We start from the raw sequence: 15,382 nt of genomic DNA, 5'->3' as shown, positions 1-15,382 counted from the left end.
ACAAGGTGCTAATGAATTCCATGCTCAAAATTACAAGTGTTATCTTCTCTATACTGCTGCTTCTGAGTGGATGCGTGAGCCAAAATAACATAAAAACAGCCGAAAACTTTGATCAATTAGAAGCATCTAAAAACCGTGTGTCTCTTGGCTTAACCTATCTAAAAAATGGTAGTTATAGCCAAGCTAAGTTTAATTTAGATAAAGCCCTAGAATTTGCACCTAGGTCTGCCGACGCTAATTTTGCCATGGCTTATTATTACCAAAGTGTCGGCGAATTAGAAAAAGCCGAAAAAACTTATCAGTTTGCCATGGACCTTGCTCCGAATAATGCCAACATTGCCAATAGTTACGGTGCGTTTTTATGTCAAAATGGTAATTACGAGAAGGCCAAAAAATATTTTTTGAAAGCAGTCAATACTAACAGTTATATTTCCAGCGCAGAAACCTATGAAAACTTGGCACTATGTAGTCAAAGCCAAGGCAAACCTGAAGAGGCCATTCAGTATTTACGTAGTGCTGTTAACCATCAACCAGGTCGAACTAATAGCTTGTTTTTGCTCACAAGTTCTTTGGTTGAAGCTGAGTACTGGCAAGAGGCAAAAGATGTGCTTCGCCGTTACGAAAAAACATCTCGTGTGAATCCTCAAAGTTTATTGATGGCGATGAAGATAGAGCAGGGGTTAGGTAATTCAGCTGGAGCAAAAGGATATAGAGACATGTTACTCAGGATTTTTCCAAGCCATCCTGTGACAAAGTCTGTGTTATCTGAAAAACAAGCCAGTCAAAAGGTTGTGAGTAAATTAGTCCCCCCTATAAAAGATGAGAATAATTCAGACTTACAGAAGGCAATAGTACCAGAACCCGAGAATACAGTGGTTCAGGTTGAAAAAAACGATGTAGTGATCATATCAAATAACCCTGATACCACAGCAGAAGTTGTTGAAGAAGTTGCTAAAGAAGTTGGGGCTGTTGTCATTAAGCCAGTATCAGGAATGGAGTCGGAGCCAGAATCTGAATTTGAACCAGAGGAGGCTGCGGTAGCAATCGTAAAGCTGGAGCCTGAACCTGAGATAGAAGGAACAACAGTTCCACAAACGACTGCATCTGAATTTGCTTCAGATAAAACATCTGACACAGCACCAAGTCCTGTTACTGTCATTTCTCCAGAGACCACTTTGGTTCCAGAGTCAGAACTAGAACAGAACAACCAAACAGTATTAGAAAAATTGGATAAACCTGACTTCCATATTGTTGTTAAAGGCGATAATTTATATCGGATTTCGCTTCTTTATAACATCAAAATGCAACGTCTGATAGAATGGAATGGTTTAGCCGACGCACCGGCTATTTTAGTTGGAAGTAAGTTAACCTTAGTTGACCCAAGCGTTGTAGAGTAAAGCTGAACTATGAGTGAAGAACAACAAGAAGTGACCTTGCAAGGGCCGGGGCAAATATTAAAGCAAGCCCGGGAACGAGCGAATCTATCTCATCAAGATATTGCTAACCGCATAAAGCTAAAAAAAGTCGTCATTGAAGCGTTGGAGCGAGACAATTACGATATGGATGTTTCGCAGACGTTTTTGAAAGGCTACTTAAAGCTCTATGCAAAACAAGTTTCGGTTGACGAGTCAGAGATCCTTAAAGCGTTTGAATGTGTAAACTCACAGAGTAAAGAGCCTGCAAAGTTGCAAAGCTTTTCTCGCAGAGTGACTCATCAAGCCAATGACGATAAGTTAATGTTAGTGACCTATTTAATAGTTGCTGTAGTGATCGCCCTAGTCGTAATTTGGTGGTTTCAACAAAATTCAATGGATAGCAACGGTGCTTCAAATGATGAATCTTATACTGAAACGGTTGCCAACGACTCTGCTTCAAACGACAAAGCCGTTCAAGACTCAGATGTCAAAGTAGAGCCAACACTCGAAAAATCACAAAGTACTATAACTGCAACTAAGCCATCAGCACTGCAAGATGATATCTCTTTAGAAGACTCGCCAACTATTAGCTTAGTGCAGCCTGAACTAGCACAGGAAAACGGAGTGGTAGCGCCAAACTCAGAGGGACAAGCTGCTACATTTGAGGGTACTGAGCCTGAAATGGATTCAACAGCAACGACAGAAGATGTTCTATTAACAGAGAACGCAACAATCACACCAGAAATTTCCGAGCCAGTTGAGTTGGTTTTCGAGTTTTCTGACAACTGTTGGATGAATTTGACTGATGCTACAGGCGAAGATATTGCTTATGGAGTAAAAACCAAAGGCAGAGTGATGCCCATAACAGGAATTCCGCCTTTTGTGGTTACTTTAGGTGCGCCACAAGTCGTTAAAATTAGTTATGCTGGAGAGGCTGTTGATTTGTCCTTTTTGCCTGCCGGGCGTAGCGCTAAATTTGATTTACCCGTATCTGAATAATTGACTGAATAAATAGAGCTAAGTTATCCCTATGTTTGCCGAATCACCTATAAAACGCCGAGCTTCGAAACGAATCAACGTAGGACATGTGCCTATTGGTGACGGTGCGCCTATTGCGGTGCAATCAATGACCAATACCTTGACGACAGATGTTGCTGCAACTGTGGCGCAAATTAAGCGCATTCAAGGCGTTGGGGGCGAAATTGTTAGGGTATCGGTACCCACTATGGATGCGGCCGAGGCGTTTAAAGAAATCAAGCAGCAAGTCACAGTGCCCCTGATTGCGGATATTCACTTTGATTATCGTATTGCCTTAAAAGTGGCTGAGTACGGAGTGGATTGCTTACGTATTAATCCTGGTAACATAGGCAGCATGGAAAGAGTGCGCTCGGTAGTGGACTGTGCCAAAGATAAAAATATCCCGATTCGAATTGGCGTGAACGGTGGTTCATTAGAAAAGGATCTACAAGAAAAGTATGGCGAGCCCACCCCCGCAGCTTTAGTTGAATCAGCCATGCGGCATGTGGACATCTTAGATAAACTCAATTTTGATGCCTTTAAGGTGAGTGTTAAAGCGTCAGATGTGTTTCTAGCGGTAGGCGCTTATCGCGAGCTGGCTAAACAAATAGAACAACCTTTACATTTAGGCATTACCGAAGCTGGTGGTATACGCGCTGGCGCAGTGAAAAGTTCGGTGGGGCTGGGGATGTTGTTAGCTGAAGGGATAGGCGACACTATTCGTATTTCTTTGGCAGCTGATCCTGTGGAAGAAATAAAAGTCGGGTTCGATATTTTAAAATCATTACGTATTCGTTCCAGAGGCATTAATTTTATTGCCTGCCCAAGTTGTTCTCGTCAGGAGTTTGATGTGATCAACACAGTCAACGCCCTAGAGCAGCGTTTAGAAGACTTACTAACACCTATGGATGTTTCTATCATTGGTTGTGTAGTCAATGGTCCTGGTGAGGCAGAAGTGTCAGATTTAGGATTAACAGGTGCCCGTAATATGAGTGGTTTTTACTTAAACGGTATTCGTCAAAAAGAACGTTTGGCGAACGATGACTTAGTTGATCAGCTTGAAAAACGTATACGAGCTAAGGCCAACCAGCTTGATGAAAGCCGTAAAATTGCAGTCAAGCACTTAGGTTAACCTTAATTTGCTGCCAAGAATAAAATTTACATGATTAATTCACGAGTTTTTTTCTTCAATATTTTACGTTTATCTTCAAAGTCCCTATAATGCGGGGCTTTTTTTAATTATTGAATAAGAGATTATTGTTAGTGTCGAAAAAAATTCAGGCCATTCGAGGAATGAACGACTGTTTACCCACTGATTCTGGGGTGTGGCAGTACCTTGAATCGAGTCTTCGCCAAGTGGTTGCCAGTTATGGTTATCAAGAAATCCGTACACCTATCGTTGAAAGCACTGACCTATTCAAACGCTCTATTGGTGAAGTGACCGATATAGTTGAAAAAGAAATGTACACCTTTGCCGATCGTAATTCAGATAGCCTTACCTTGCGTCCTGAAGGCACAGCAAGTGTAGTACGTGCAGGAAATGAACATGGCTTGTTGTACAATCAACAGCAACGCTTATGGTATATGGGGCCAATGTTTCGTCATGAGCGCCCGCAAAAGGGACGTTATCGGCAGTTTCATCAATTTGGGGTGGAAGCGTTTGGCTTAGCCGGCCCCGATATCGATGCAGAAGTGATATTGCTTAGCGCCAGATTATGGAAAAAGCTGGGTATCAGCCAGTATCTCACCTTAGAAATTAATTCTCTTGGCTCGTTAGAAGCCAGAGCGGCCTACAAAGAGCAACTTGTCACTTTTTTGAAAACTCGGGAGTCTGAGTTGGATGAAGACAGTTTAAGACGGCTGCAAAGCAATCCATTGCGGGTGTTAGATAGCAAAAATCCACAGGTGCAAAACGTGGTAAAAGATGCACCCAGCCTAATGGATTGCCTCGATGCAGAGTCAGCGCAACATTTTCAAGGATTGTGTGAACGTTTAGACAGCTTAGGTATCCAATATCGGGTCAATCCAGCGTTGGTACGAGGCTTGGATTATTATAATCGCACAGTATTTGAATGGGTTACCGACAGCTTAGGTGCGCAAGGTACAGTATGTGCTGGTGGGCGTTACGATGGTTTAGTAGAGCAACTCGGCGGTAAAGCGACTCAAGGCGTAGGGTTTGCCATGGGGCTTGAGCGTTTAGTGCTAATGCTACAAACATTGGAACTCGACAAAAATCTGGTCTCGGCTGTAGATATTTATGTCACGGCTATGGATGCGTCTGTGGAACTCTATGCCAGACAGCTTAGTGAAACACTAAGAGATAGCTTACCGCAATTAAGAGTGATGGATCATTGTGGGGCGGGCAATTTTAAGAAGCAAATGAAGCGAGCGGATCAAAGTGGTGCCAGTATTGCTCTTATCATTGGTGAAGATGAAATGTCGTCACAGCAAGTCACAGTTAAGTATTTGCGGCAACAGTTGCCACAAAAAACGGTTTTGATTAGCGAATTAGCTCAGTTTGCGGGTTCGTTGTTTAACCTCTAGTAGCGTAAATTTTTGAATTAACATTATGTGCTATCAGATAGTTGATAGCCAAGCAGTAATAGGATTGGATAATGGAACAGTACGAAACAGAAGAACAACAAATCGAAGCCATTAAACGCTTTTGGAAAGAAAATGGTGTTGCTTTGGTAGTCGGCGCATTGTTGGGATTAGGTGGCCTGGTAGGATGGCGCTATTATAACGACTCTCAAATCGCTGCTAAAGAGCAGGCTTCATTTGCCTACGAAAAAGCCTCAGAGCAACTATTAAAAGGAGAAGCGGGTTTCAGTCAAGCCAATACTTTTATCGATAGTCATAGCGACACTGGATATGCCACATTAATGGCACTGGAAATGGCGAAACAGGCCATAGAACGTAAAGATTTAGTTGAAGCAGCGAAACAACTAGAATTTGTTGCTAATAACGCGTCTCTATCAGCCATTCAATCTGTGGCGCAACTTCGATTGGCCCGTATACAACTAGAACAAGGCGAGTTAGAACTTGCATTAGCCAGCACCGACAAGATAACTGATCCTGCCTTTAAAGGTCAAAGCCAAGAAATAAAAGGTGATGTCTACCTTGCTCAGCAGTTGTTTGATAAAGCAAGAGCTGCCTACAGCGCTGCTTTAGAAACCAACACCCGTGACCAAGTTTTGAAAATGAAGTTGGATAATTTAGCCGTTGCGGCAAATGGTTAGGGTGAAAATTGTGAAGCAATCCTTTTTTCTCATACTGTTAACTACTAGTCTTTTTTTAACGGGTTGTACCACTGTTAGTAATTGGTTTTACGATGATGATGAGTTAGAAATCCGTAGGTTAAAACCCATCAATGTCGAGTTTACACCAAGCAAAAACTGGTCCGTAGACTTAGGTGTTGGCATTGAACAATATTACTCAAAGCTTCGTCCCGCTGTCGCCTATGACAAGGTGTTTGCTGCCAATCGTCAAGGCTTAGTTGCTGCTTTCGACCAGGAGACGGGTACAGAAATTTGGTCTAAGAATTTTGCGATTTTCGATGAACAAGGTTTGACCTCTGGAGTGACAAATCTCTGGTCTGATGGTTTGTCAGCCAAAATTTCAGGCGGTATCTCTGTTGCTTATGAAACAGTTTTTTTCGGTACAGAGAATGGTGAAGTTGTCGCATTAGATGCCAATACTGGAGAGCAAAAATGGCTCACAAAAGTTAAAGGTGAAGTGTTGGCGGCGCCTGCAATTGACGCTGGTGTGGTTTTAATTAGCACCGGCTCTGGATTTGTTTCTGCCCTTAATGCCGATGATGGTGAAGAAATTTGGTCGTTTGAGACTGACGTGCCTCCTTTGTCATTACGTGGCGTATCTTCTCCTTCGGCTGTAAACGGCGGAGCTATTATTGGTACGGCAACAGGAAAGTTGATAGTCAACATTCTTGAGACAGGCCAAACCGCTTGGGAGCAAGTGATTTCAGCGGCAACAGGTGTAACCGAGTTAGAACGCATAGTAGATATTGATAGCGAACCCTTAGTGGTAGGCGGCAGTGTTTATGTTATTTCTTACGATGGCACCTTAGTGGTGGTTGAATTACGCACTGGACGAGTGATTTGGAAACGTGAGTACAAGTCTTATCGTCGTTTGTCACTAGCGGGTAACACACTATTTTTAGTTGATGTAAACAGTAATGTGTATGCGCTGGATAGCCGTAATGGCGTTGAGCTATGGAGCCAAGGGGCCCTTAAACAACGTTTATTAACGGGAGTAACACCTGTCGGAAATTATTTAGTGGCAGGTGACAAATATGGTTATTTACATTGGTTTGATCAAACTGATGGTAGAATTGTAGCGCGTTTAGAAGTTGGTGATGATGATGAAGATGAAAGTATTTATCACGCACCTATTGTAGATGGCGACAACCTATACACCCAAACACGTGATGGTAAGTTAGTATCGGTTAAAACCCCATAGCTTAGGTTTTATGCAATTGCGACTAAAGGATTGCACTAATAATTTTTAACGGCTTGGAATAATTCCAAGCCGTTTTTGTCTACAGGATATGTATTTATGTTACCCGTTGTAGCCTTAGTTGGCCGCCCAAACGTAGGAAAGTCTACTTTATTTAATCGCCTAACGCGCACTCGAGATGCGTTGGTAGCTGATTTTCCCGGTCTAACGCGGGACAGAAAATACGGCACGGCTAAGTACGAAGGCTTGCAATTTATTGTGGTCGATACAGGCGGTATAAGTGGTGACGAACAAGGCATTGATATGGCCATGGCCGAGCAATCTTTGCTGGCTATTGTTGAAGCTGACCTTGTACTGTTTTTAGTGGATGCCCGAACTGGCATGACTGCGGCAGATCAAGGCATCGCCGAACATTTGCGTAAACAAGAGAAACCCGTTTATGTGGTAGCCAATAAAGTAGATGGTATAGACGGCGACAGTGAAAGTGCCGATTTTTTTGCTTTAGGTTTAGGTGATGTCAACCAAATAGCAGCGGCTCATGGCCGAGGCGTTACGCAATTACTGCAACACTCCTTAGCCCCTATCGCGGAACAATTTCCCGATATGCATATCCCAGAAGAAAGTGATGAGCCCCTCGAAGAGATAGACGCAGATGAACAGTTGGCTAGGCTGCAGGCGCTGCCAATCAAACTGGCAATAGTAGGCAAGCCTAATGTAGGAAAGTCTACTTTGACTAATCGTATCTTAGGCGAAGAACGCGTAGTGGTGTATGACGAACCCGGTACCACCAGAGACAGTATTTTTATTCCTATGGAGCGCGACGATAGAGAATATGTACTGATTGATACCGCTGGGGTCAGAAGACGCAGAAATATTTCAGAAGCGGTAGAAAAGTTTTCTATTGTTAAAACCCTGCAAGCCATAGAAGAGTCTAACGTGGTGTTATTTGTGGTGGATGCGCAAGAAGGGATCACCGACCAAGACTTAAGTCTATTAGGCTTTATTTTAAATGCCGGACGTTCTTTAGTGGTAGCTGTTAATAAATGGGACGGCCTAGATAAAAGCGTGAAAGATGAAATAAAACGAGAGTTAGACAGACGCTTAGGTTTTATCGATTTTGCACGCTTACATTTTATATCTGCGTTGCACGGTACTGGTGTAGGGCATTTATTTGAGTCAGTGCAAGAAGCATACGCTTCAGCCACTAAACGGGTCAATACTTCAATGTTGACGCGTATTATGGATATGGCCCAAGAAGATCATCAGCCCCCTGTGGTGCGTGGACGCAGAGTGAAAATGAAATATGCTCATGCTGGTGGATACAATCCCCCTATAGTTGTTATTCATGGCAACCAACTTAAAGATTTACCGGATTCTTATAAACGTTATTTAATGAACTATTTCCGTAAATCTTTAAAGGTGATGGGTACGCCTATCAAAATTGAATTCAGAGAAAGCGCTAATCCCTATGAAACGGATCATAGTTCGTTAAATGATTCCCAGCGCCGCAAACGTAGACAACTTATGCGTATGCACAAAAATGCCAAGTAAGGTAAGTCCGCTGTAATACCCTATTTGGTATAAGGCACTTTAGGATCTAAAGTGCTTTGACCTCTTGTACCTGGCTGCGAATTTCTCCTTGTTTTAAACGTGTTACTAATTCATCACCCACTTGCACCTGTTGAATGTTTTTTACAATTTCATCCTGCTTATAACTGATGCTATAGCCTCGTGCCAATGTTGCTAATGGGCTAACGGTATCGAGTAAATGCAGATTGTTACGCAGTTTTTCTTGTTTGTTATCTATTAATTGTTGGTAACTTTTGTGTAGCTTAGTATGTAGTTGCTGTAATCCCAATTGCTGATGCTGTAACAGTTTTTGTGGCGAAGACAAGGACAGTCGGCTATCTAGATGTTGTTGCTGTTGCGTGGCTTGCAAGAGTCTTTGCTTAATAGAAGACTGCAATACCGCTTGCAACTGATCCACATACTGACTTTTTTGTTCAAGTTGTTTTTGTGGGTGAATTTGCAATAACCGTTGCTTTATATGTTGTTGTTGATGATTACCCATTTGTAAAATTTGGCCGAATGCTTTGAGCAACTTGTCTTGTAGTACTAAGGTTTTAGTATGCAATGCAGATTGATCTTGACTGACCAATTCGGCCGCCGCAGAAGGGGTAGGGGCCCGTAAATCTGCTACAAAATCCGCAATGCTTACATCCACTTCATGACCCACAGCACTGATTATAGGTATGTGACTGGCAAATATTGTTCTGGCTAAGTGCTCATGGTTAAAACACCACAAGTCCTCCAAGGAACCGCCCCCTCTACCCACAATTAACACATCCACTTCGTTTCTAAGGTTGGCTTGGTTGATCGCCGCGCATATAAGTGGCGCGGCGCTATCACCTTGTACTTGGCTAGGGTAGATCACCACCTCAATAGCTGGATTACGCCTTTGTAATACAGTTAAAATATCATGCAAGGCGGCGCCAGTAGGAGAGGTGACTATGCCAACTTTTAATACCTGTTCAGGGATGGGCTTTTTATATTCTTGAGCCAACAAACCTTCTGAGGCGAGTTGCCGCTTTAAAATTTCGAATTGTTGTTTAAGTTGCCCTTCACCTTCTGGCTCCATGTGCTCAACAATGATTTGATAGTCACCTCTTGGCTCATAAAGGCTAATGTTAGCCCTAACTAACACTTTATCACCTTCTTTTGGTCTTTGTGGCACCCTGCGATTGGCGCCTTTAAACATAGCCCCTTTGACTTGCGCTCGTTCATCTTTAAGGGTGAAATACCAGTGCCCTGAGCTGGCGGCTACAAAGTTTGAAATTTCAGCAGACAGCCAAATTTGACCTATTTCGGTTTCTAATACCGAACGCGCTAAACGGTTAAGTTTACTGACGGTGAGGATATTTTTTGTGGGGTTTTGGGCAGCAAACATTGACGGCTGGATTCTCTAAAAAAACATTGCTAAGAAGTTTACCTGAATTAGCAGTGATTTTGAGAGAAATCCTGTGATATTTATCTAGACGGCCATGCCTAAAGCAGCTAGAATTGCGCCGCAATTAAAACCGCATTTATAGGTGATATTGCATGTTAAGAATAGCCAAAGAAGCCCTTACGTTTGATGATGTTTTGTTAGTGCCTGGGCACTCAACTGTTCTCCCCCATACCGCCAATCTCAATACCAGATTGACTCGTGGTGTAAACTTAAATATCCCCCTAGTTTCTGCCGCCATGGATACTGTTTCTGAGGCGCGTTTAGCCATTGCCCTAGCTCAAGAAGGCGGTATCGGCTTTATTCATAAAAACATGACGCCTGAACAACAAGCCGAACATGTGCGCATGGTAAAAAAATACGAAAGTGGCGTGGTGTCTGATCCCGTTACCGTTTTACCCACGGCTACTATTGGTGAAATTAATGCCTTGAGTAAACAGCATGGATTTTCTGGGTTTCCTGTGGTGGATGCAGATAACAATCTAATTGGTATAGTGACGGGTCGAGATTTACGTTTTGAAAATAGCCTAAACCAGCCTATTTCTAACGTAATGACGAAAAAAGACGATTTAGTGACAGTTAAAGAAGGCGCGGCTTCTGAACAAGTGCTTGAATTAATGCACGAACACCGTATCGAAAAAATCCTTGTAGTCGATGATGCCTTCAAACTGACTGGCATGATCACTGTGAAAGACTTCCAAAAAGCCGAAAGTAAACCCAATGCTTGTAAAGATGAGTTCGGTCGCCTACGTGTCGGCGCCGCAGTGAGTGTAGGACCTGGAACCGATGAACGTATCAAAGCGTTAATCGATGCTGGAGTGGATGTGTTGCTAATCGATACTTCTCATGGACATTCTCAAGGTGTTATCGACCGCGTCACAAAAGTGCGCCAAGACTATCCAGATGTACAAATTATTGCCGGTAATGTGGCTACAGGTGAGGGTGCTAAAGCCTTAGCCGATGCTGGTGTTGATGCAGTTAAAGTAGGTATAGGCCCAGGTTCAATCTGTACCACCCGTATTGTCACAGGTTGCGGCGTACCGCAAATAACCGCGGTATCTGATGCAGTTGAAGCCCTTAAAGGTACCGATGTACCGGTTATTGCAGATGGCGGCATTCGTTTTTCTGGTGATATCGCCAAAGCCTTAGTGGCAGGTGCCAGTTCGGTGATGGTTGGCAGTATGTTGGCGGGCACTGAAGAAGCGCCAGGCGAGGTGGAGTTATACCAAGGTCGTTACTATAAGTCTTATCGGGGGATGGGCTCATTAGGAGCGATGGATCAAAACAATGGTTCATCTGATCGCTATTTCCAAGACAGTAAAAGTGCTGAAAAACTAGTGCCAGAAGGTATAGAAGGTCGTGTTGCTTATAAAGGGCCCATCGCCAATATAATCCATCAACAGATGGGTGGTTTACGCTCTGCAATGGGGTTAACAGGCAGTGCTACAATCGAAGAATTGCGCACTAAACCACAGTTTGTCAAAGTGACAGCTGCCGGTATGGGTGAGTCTCATGTGCATGATGTCAGCATCACAAAAGAAGCGCCAAACTACCGTTTAGGCTAGTTTGCAATAGCTTAAATGTAAGTTGTTGAGGGATAGAACAACTTACACATTCAATTTATTTTAAAAGAGTACTCATATGAGCTTAGATATCCATGACCAACGTATTTTGATCCTCGATTTTGGATCTCAATATACCCAATTAATAGCGCGCCGTGTTCGAGAGATTGGGGTGTATTGTGAACTTTGGGCATGGGATGTGAGCGAAGAGCAAATTCGTGCCTTTAACCCCAACGGTATTATTTTATCGGGCGGCCCAGAGTCGGTGCATGCCGATAATTCACCCAGAGCACCAGAATATGTGTACCAAGCCGGCGTGCCTGTGTTGGGTATTTGTTATGGCATGCAGGTAATGGCCGAGCAACTTGGTGGAGCGGTGCAAGGCTCAAATAAACGTGAGTTTGGTTATGCACAGGTTGAAGTGGTTGGCGATATGCCTTTGTTTAACAACATTGAAGATCATGTCGGAGCCAACGGCAATGCCTTACTCGATGTGTGGATGAGCCATGGTGATAAAGTCAGCGCCGCGCCTGCCGGATTTGAAACCACGGCCAAGACAGAAAGTTGCCCCTTTGCCGCTTTTGTCAATAAAGAAAAACAATTTTACGGCGTGCAGTTTCATCCAGAAGTGACCCATACTCGCCAAGGTGAACGAATTCTTTCGCACTTTGTGTTGGATATATGTGGTTGTGAAAAACTTTGGACTCCAGCTGCCATAATCGAAGACGCTATCGAAAAAATGAAAAAACAAATCGGTGATGACCAAGTGATCTTAGGTCTATCTGGTGGTGTTGACTCTTCTGTTGTGGCGATGCTGTTACATCGTGCAATTGGCAAAAACCTGACCTGCGTATTTGTGGATAACGGTTTACTGCGGCTGAACGAAGGCCAACAAGTAATGGATATGTTTGGCGACCACTTTGGTTTAAATATTCGCAAGATCGATGCCGAAGACCGGTTTATTGATGCCCTTGCTGGCACCGATGAGCCTGAGGCAAAACGTAAGATCATTGGCCGCATATTTGTGGAAGTGTTTGATGAAGAGTCTAAGAAGCTGGTGGATGCTAAATGGTTAGCCCAAGGCACTATCTACCCTGATGTCATTGAGTCAGCTGCATCGGCAACGGGTAAAGCCCATGTGATTAAATCTCATCACAATGTGGGTGGCTTACCAGATGATATGAAGATGGGTTTAGTCGAGCCGTTACGTGAATTATTTAAAGATGAAGTGCGTAAAGTTGGGTTAGAATTAGGTTTACCTTACGACATGTTATATCGCCATCCTTTCCCAGGACCAGGATTAGGAGTGCGGGTGCTAGGTGAAGTGAAGAAGGAATATTGCGACTTACTGCGCCGCGCCGATGCGATATTTATTGAAGAATTACACGCCGCCGATTTATACCAAAAAGTCAGTCAAGCTTTTACCGTGTTTTTGCCGGTGAAGTCTGTTGGCGTAATGGGCGATGTGCGTAAATACGACTGGGTGGTGTCCTTAAGAGCCGTAGAAACCATCGACTTTATGACTGCGCACTGGGCACATTTGCCCTATGATTTTTTGGGTAAAGTATCGAATCGAATTATCAATGAAATAGATGGTATATCACGGGTGGTTTACGATGTTTCTGGCAAACCTCCCGCGACTATTGAGTGGGAATAATCTCACTGCAACAAAAATAAGTAAGAAGGCCCAAAAGCGCTATGGCAACCATAATAATTAGAGATGCAGTGCTTGCAGACTTGCCAGTACTAAAAGAGTTTGAACAAGGTATTATTGCCACAGAGCGCCCTTTTAATGACGCCTTAAAGTCTGAGCATATTTGTTATTATGATATCAAACAGCTGATTGAAGGCCATGACTCTACCGTTATGGTGGCCGATGACAACGGCAGGATAGTGGGCTCTGGTTATGCACGTATTAAGACCTCAAAAGCGCATTTGACCCATGACTTACATGCGTATCTTGGTTTTATGTATGTTGCGCCTACCCATAGAGGCCAGGGGATCAATCAACGGGTTATTCAGGCATTAATCGCTTGGGGTAAAACCCAAGGTATGCAGGATTTTTACCTTGAAGCCTATGCAGAAAATAGTTCTGCATTAAAAGCTTATCAAAAGTTAGGGTTTCAGGCTTCGCTTGTAGAAATGAAGCTATCATAATAGGCTTGCTTATCTAAACTGACTTAACACTCTGGGCGCATTGACTTATGGCGTTAAAGCCAACTATTTACAAATTCAAACTTTCTGTATCTGATCTTAATCATGACTATTTCGATACCCTTAATTTGACTGTAGCATTACATCCATCTGAAACCATAGAACGAATGATGGTGCGGGTATTAGCCTTCTGTTTACATGCCTATCAAGATGATGAAAAATTGATGGCATTTACTAAAGGATTAAGTGCAATTGATGAACCAGATATATGGGTACGAGGCTTTGATGACCAACTCCACCTGTGGATAGACGTGGGCGAGCCCAGTTTTGATCGGATCAAAAAAAGTTGCCGATTGGCAAAACACACTTATGTTTACAGTTTTAATTCAAAATCCAATGTATGGTGGAAAGAATCCCAAGGGCAATTTTGCACTTTGCAGGTTAATGTATTTAGTTTTGATTGGCCAGAAGTTCAAGCGTTAAGTGGTATGCTTGCTCGTACTATGGACTTGTCGGTGACCTTAAGCGGCGAGTCTGCCTATATCGCTGCGGAGCATCAGCAAGTAGAAGTAAGCTGGCAAGCTTTACAATTAAATGAAGATTAATATGTCAACTAAATTTGATTCCATTCGCCCCTTTGATGATGCAGATTTGTCTGTAATACTGCCTAAGCTCTTTAATAATAAAGAGTTTATTTACAGTTTGGTGGCTTTTAAATTCAGTGCTTGGCCAAATTTTATGCGGCCTTTATTAGGCCTGATTACCCGCAGATACATTATTAAGCAAATAGCTAAAATTAACACCCTTAGAGGTTTTCAGCGCTTAGTTGAGCCTTATATGCAGCGCATGATCAATACCACTACTACATCCTTTACTGTTACGGGTTTAGATAAACTGGACTTATCACAGGCCTGTTTGTTTATGAGCAATCATAGGGATATTGCCCTAGATCCTGCTTTTGTCAATTGGGCGCTACATACCCATGAGCAAGACACAGTGCGCATCGCTGTAGGTGATAACTTACTTAAGAAAGATTGGGTTGCCGATCTAATTAGACTTAACAAATGTTTTATCGTTAAACGTTCAGCCACCGACAGAAGAGAAAAGCTATCAGCTGCCAAGCTGTTAAGTGAGTATATCGAATTTAGCCTGAATACCGAGCAGCAACATATATGGATTGCCCAAAGAGAAGGCAGGGCAAAAGATGGCAACGACATCACTAACCCAGCCATTTTGTCTATGCTGGCATTAAATAAACCTAAAGGCACAGAGTTTTCAGATTATATTCGTACCTTGCGTATAGTGCCTGTGTCTATCTCATATGAATTTGATCCCTGTGATATCAGCAAAGCCAAAGAATTACAGAAAATGGAGGGGGATGGCAATTATGACAAACCTGACAACGAAGATGTTACCAGCATAGTCAACGGTATTACTGGCCAAAAGGGCAGGGTGCATATGCACTTTGGAGATCTAGTGTCAGCTGAGTTTGCCAACGCCAAAGAAGCCGCAGAACACATAGACAACGAAATTCTTGAAGGGTACCAAGCTTTTTCAACAGGCCCAATGGCCGCTCAAATGCTTGGTAATGTTATAAATAAACAACTGGATGGCCAGATTGAGTCTGACCAACATGCTCAAGCGGCAAAGGCATACTTAGAGTCTAGGTTAGTGAATTTATCTAGCGCTGAACAAAGCAAGTTACTGAATATGTACGCTTGCGCTTATAACAGAAAGATAGCCTAAGACTTTAT

The 15,382-nt window shown here is 43.0% G+C and carries 13 protein-coding genes; 12 read left to right on the top strand and 1 reads right to left on the bottom strand.

The window, feature by feature from the left end:
* Positions 1-11: 11 nt before the first annotated feature.
* From pilW to der, 7 genes are all read left to right on the top strand, one after another.
* Entirely contained in the window at positions 12-1,397 is a 1,386-nt protein-coding gene (gene pilW, locus Q0688_RS08400; RefSeq protein ID WP_299074908.1) for a type IV pilus biogenesis/stability protein PilW, read from the top strand.
* Between the two features lie 9 nt (positions 1,398-1,406).
* Positions 1,407-2,414, top strand: coding sequence for a RodZ domain-containing protein (locus Q0688_RS08395; protein WP_299074907.1), 1,008 nt, complete (start codon positions 1,407-1,409; stop codon positions 2,412-2,414).
* 31 nt (positions 2,415-2,445) lie between these two features.
* The gene (ispG, locus tag Q0688_RS08390) at positions 2,446-3,564 is read left to right on the top strand and encodes a flavodoxin-dependent (E)-4-hydroxy-3-methylbut-2-enyl-diphosphate synthase (protein WP_299074906.1); all 1,119 of its coding nucleotides are present in this window, start codon (positions 2,446-2,448) and stop codon (positions 3,562-3,564) included.
* A 131-nt stretch (positions 3,565-3,695) separates the two neighbouring features.
* Entirely contained in the window at positions 3,696-4,976 is a 1,281-nt protein-coding gene (gene hisS / locus Q0688_RS08385; protein ID WP_299074905.1) for a histidine--tRNA ligase, read from the top strand.
* Positions 4,977-5,047: 71 nt separating this feature from the next.
* Positions 5,048-5,671: a tetratricopeptide repeat protein gene (locus tag Q0688_RS08380; protein WP_299074904.1), complete on the top strand. Its 624-nt coding sequence runs from the start codon at positions 5,048-5,050 to the stop codon at positions 5,669-5,671.
* Between the two features lie 10 nt (positions 5,672-5,681).
* Complete coding sequence (gene bamB / locus Q0688_RS08375) at positions 5,682-6,911, top strand: outer membrane protein assembly factor BamB (protein WP_299074903.1); 1,230 nt, start codon at positions 5,682-5,684, stop codon at positions 6,909-6,911.
* A 96-nt stretch (positions 6,912-7,007) separates the two neighbouring features.
* Positions 7,008-8,459, top strand: coding sequence for a ribosome biogenesis GTPase Der (der, locus tag Q0688_RS08370; protein ID WP_299074902.1), 1,452 nt, complete (start codon positions 7,008-7,010; stop codon positions 8,457-8,459).
* A gap of 46 nt (positions 8,460-8,505) precedes the next feature.
* On the opposite strand, the gene xseA is transcribed toward der, so the two are convergent.
* Positions 8,506-9,855, bottom strand: a complete 1,350-nt coding sequence (gene xseA / locus Q0688_RS08365; protein WP_299074901.1) for an exodeoxyribonuclease VII large subunit — start codon at positions 9,853-9,855, stop codon at positions 8,506-8,508.
* Positions 9,856-10,007: 152 nt separating this feature from the next.
* On the opposite strand from xseA, the gene guaB reads away from it, so the two are divergent.
* From guaB to Q0688_RS08340, 5 genes are all read left to right on the top strand, one after another.
* Positions 10,008-11,477 carry an IMP dehydrogenase gene (guaB, locus tag Q0688_RS08360; RefSeq protein WP_299074900.1) on the top strand — a complete coding sequence of 490 codons (1,470 nt, stop codon included), beginning with the start codon at positions 10,008-10,010 and terminating at the stop codon, positions 11,475-11,477.
* Between the two features lie 76 nt (positions 11,478-11,553).
* The gene (gene guaA / locus Q0688_RS08355) at positions 11,554-13,131 is read left to right on the top strand and encodes a glutamine-hydrolyzing GMP synthase (RefSeq protein ID WP_299074899.1); all 1,578 of its coding nucleotides are present in this window, start codon (positions 11,554-11,556) and stop codon (positions 13,129-13,131) included.
* 41 nt (positions 13,132-13,172) lie between these two features.
* The gene (locus Q0688_RS08350; RefSeq protein ID WP_299074898.1) at positions 13,173-13,631 is read left to right on the top strand and encodes a GNAT family N-acetyltransferase; all 459 of its coding nucleotides are present in this window, start codon (positions 13,173-13,175) and stop codon (positions 13,629-13,631) included.
* A 47-nt stretch (positions 13,632-13,678) separates the two neighbouring features.
* On the top strand, positions 13,679-14,233 hold the full coding sequence (locus Q0688_RS08345) for a YaeQ family protein (RefSeq protein WP_299074897.1): 555 nt from the start codon (positions 13,679-13,681) through the stop codon (positions 14,231-14,233).
* 1 nt (position 14,234) lies between these two features.
* On the top strand, positions 14,235-15,374 hold the full coding sequence (locus Q0688_RS08340) for a 1-acyl-sn-glycerol-3-phosphate acyltransferase (protein ID WP_299074896.1): 1,140 nt from the start codon (positions 14,235-14,237) through the stop codon (positions 15,372-15,374).
* The last annotated feature ends 8 nt before the right edge of the window (positions 15,375-15,382 follow it).

The sequence above is a fragment of the uncultured Paraglaciecola sp. genome (genome assembly GCF_937123705.1).
Classification (GTDB): Bacteria; Pseudomonadota; Gammaproteobacteria; order Enterobacterales; family Alteromonadaceae; genus Paraglaciecola.
This window is presented reverse-complemented; position numbering and strand designations above follow the sequence as displayed.

Coding starts and splice junctions, on each gene's coding strand:
- pilW (WP_299074908.1), top strand. CDS start 12: ATGAATTCCATGCTCAAAATTACAAGTGTTATCTTCTCTATACTGCTG.
- Q0688_RS08395 (WP_299074907.1), top strand. CDS start 1,407: ATGAGTGAAGAACAACAAGAAGTGACCTTGCAAGGGCCGGGGCAAATA.
- ispG (WP_299074906.1), top strand. CDS start 2,446: ATGTTTGCCGAATCACCTATAAAACGCCGAGCTTCGAAACGAATCAAC.
- Q0688_RS08380 (WP_299074904.1), top strand. CDS start 5,048: ATGGAACAGTACGAAACAGAAGAACAACAAATCGAAGCCATTAAACGC.
- der (WP_299074902.1), top strand. CDS start 7,008: ATGTTACCCGTTGTAGCCTTAGTTGGCCGCCCAAACGTAGGAAAGTCT.
- xseA (WP_299074901.1), bottom strand. CDS start 9,855: ATGTTTGCTGCCCAAAACCCCACAAAAAATATCCTCACCGTCAGTAAA.
- guaB (WP_299074900.1), top strand. CDS start 10,008: ATGTTAAGAATAGCCAAAGAAGCCCTTACGTTTGATGATGTTTTGTTA.
- guaA (WP_299074899.1), top strand. CDS start 11,554: ATGAGCTTAGATATCCATGACCAACGTATTTTGATCCTCGATTTTGGA.
- Q0688_RS08350 (WP_299074898.1), top strand. CDS start 13,173: ATGGCAACCATAATAATTAGAGATGCAGTGCTTGCAGACTTGCCAGTA.
- Q0688_RS08345 (WP_299074897.1), top strand. CDS start 13,679: ATGGCGTTAAAGCCAACTATTTACAAATTCAAACTTTCTGTATCTGAT.
- Q0688_RS08340 (WP_299074896.1), top strand. CDS start 14,235: ATGTCAACTAAATTTGATTCCATTCGCCCCTTTGATGATGCAGATTTG.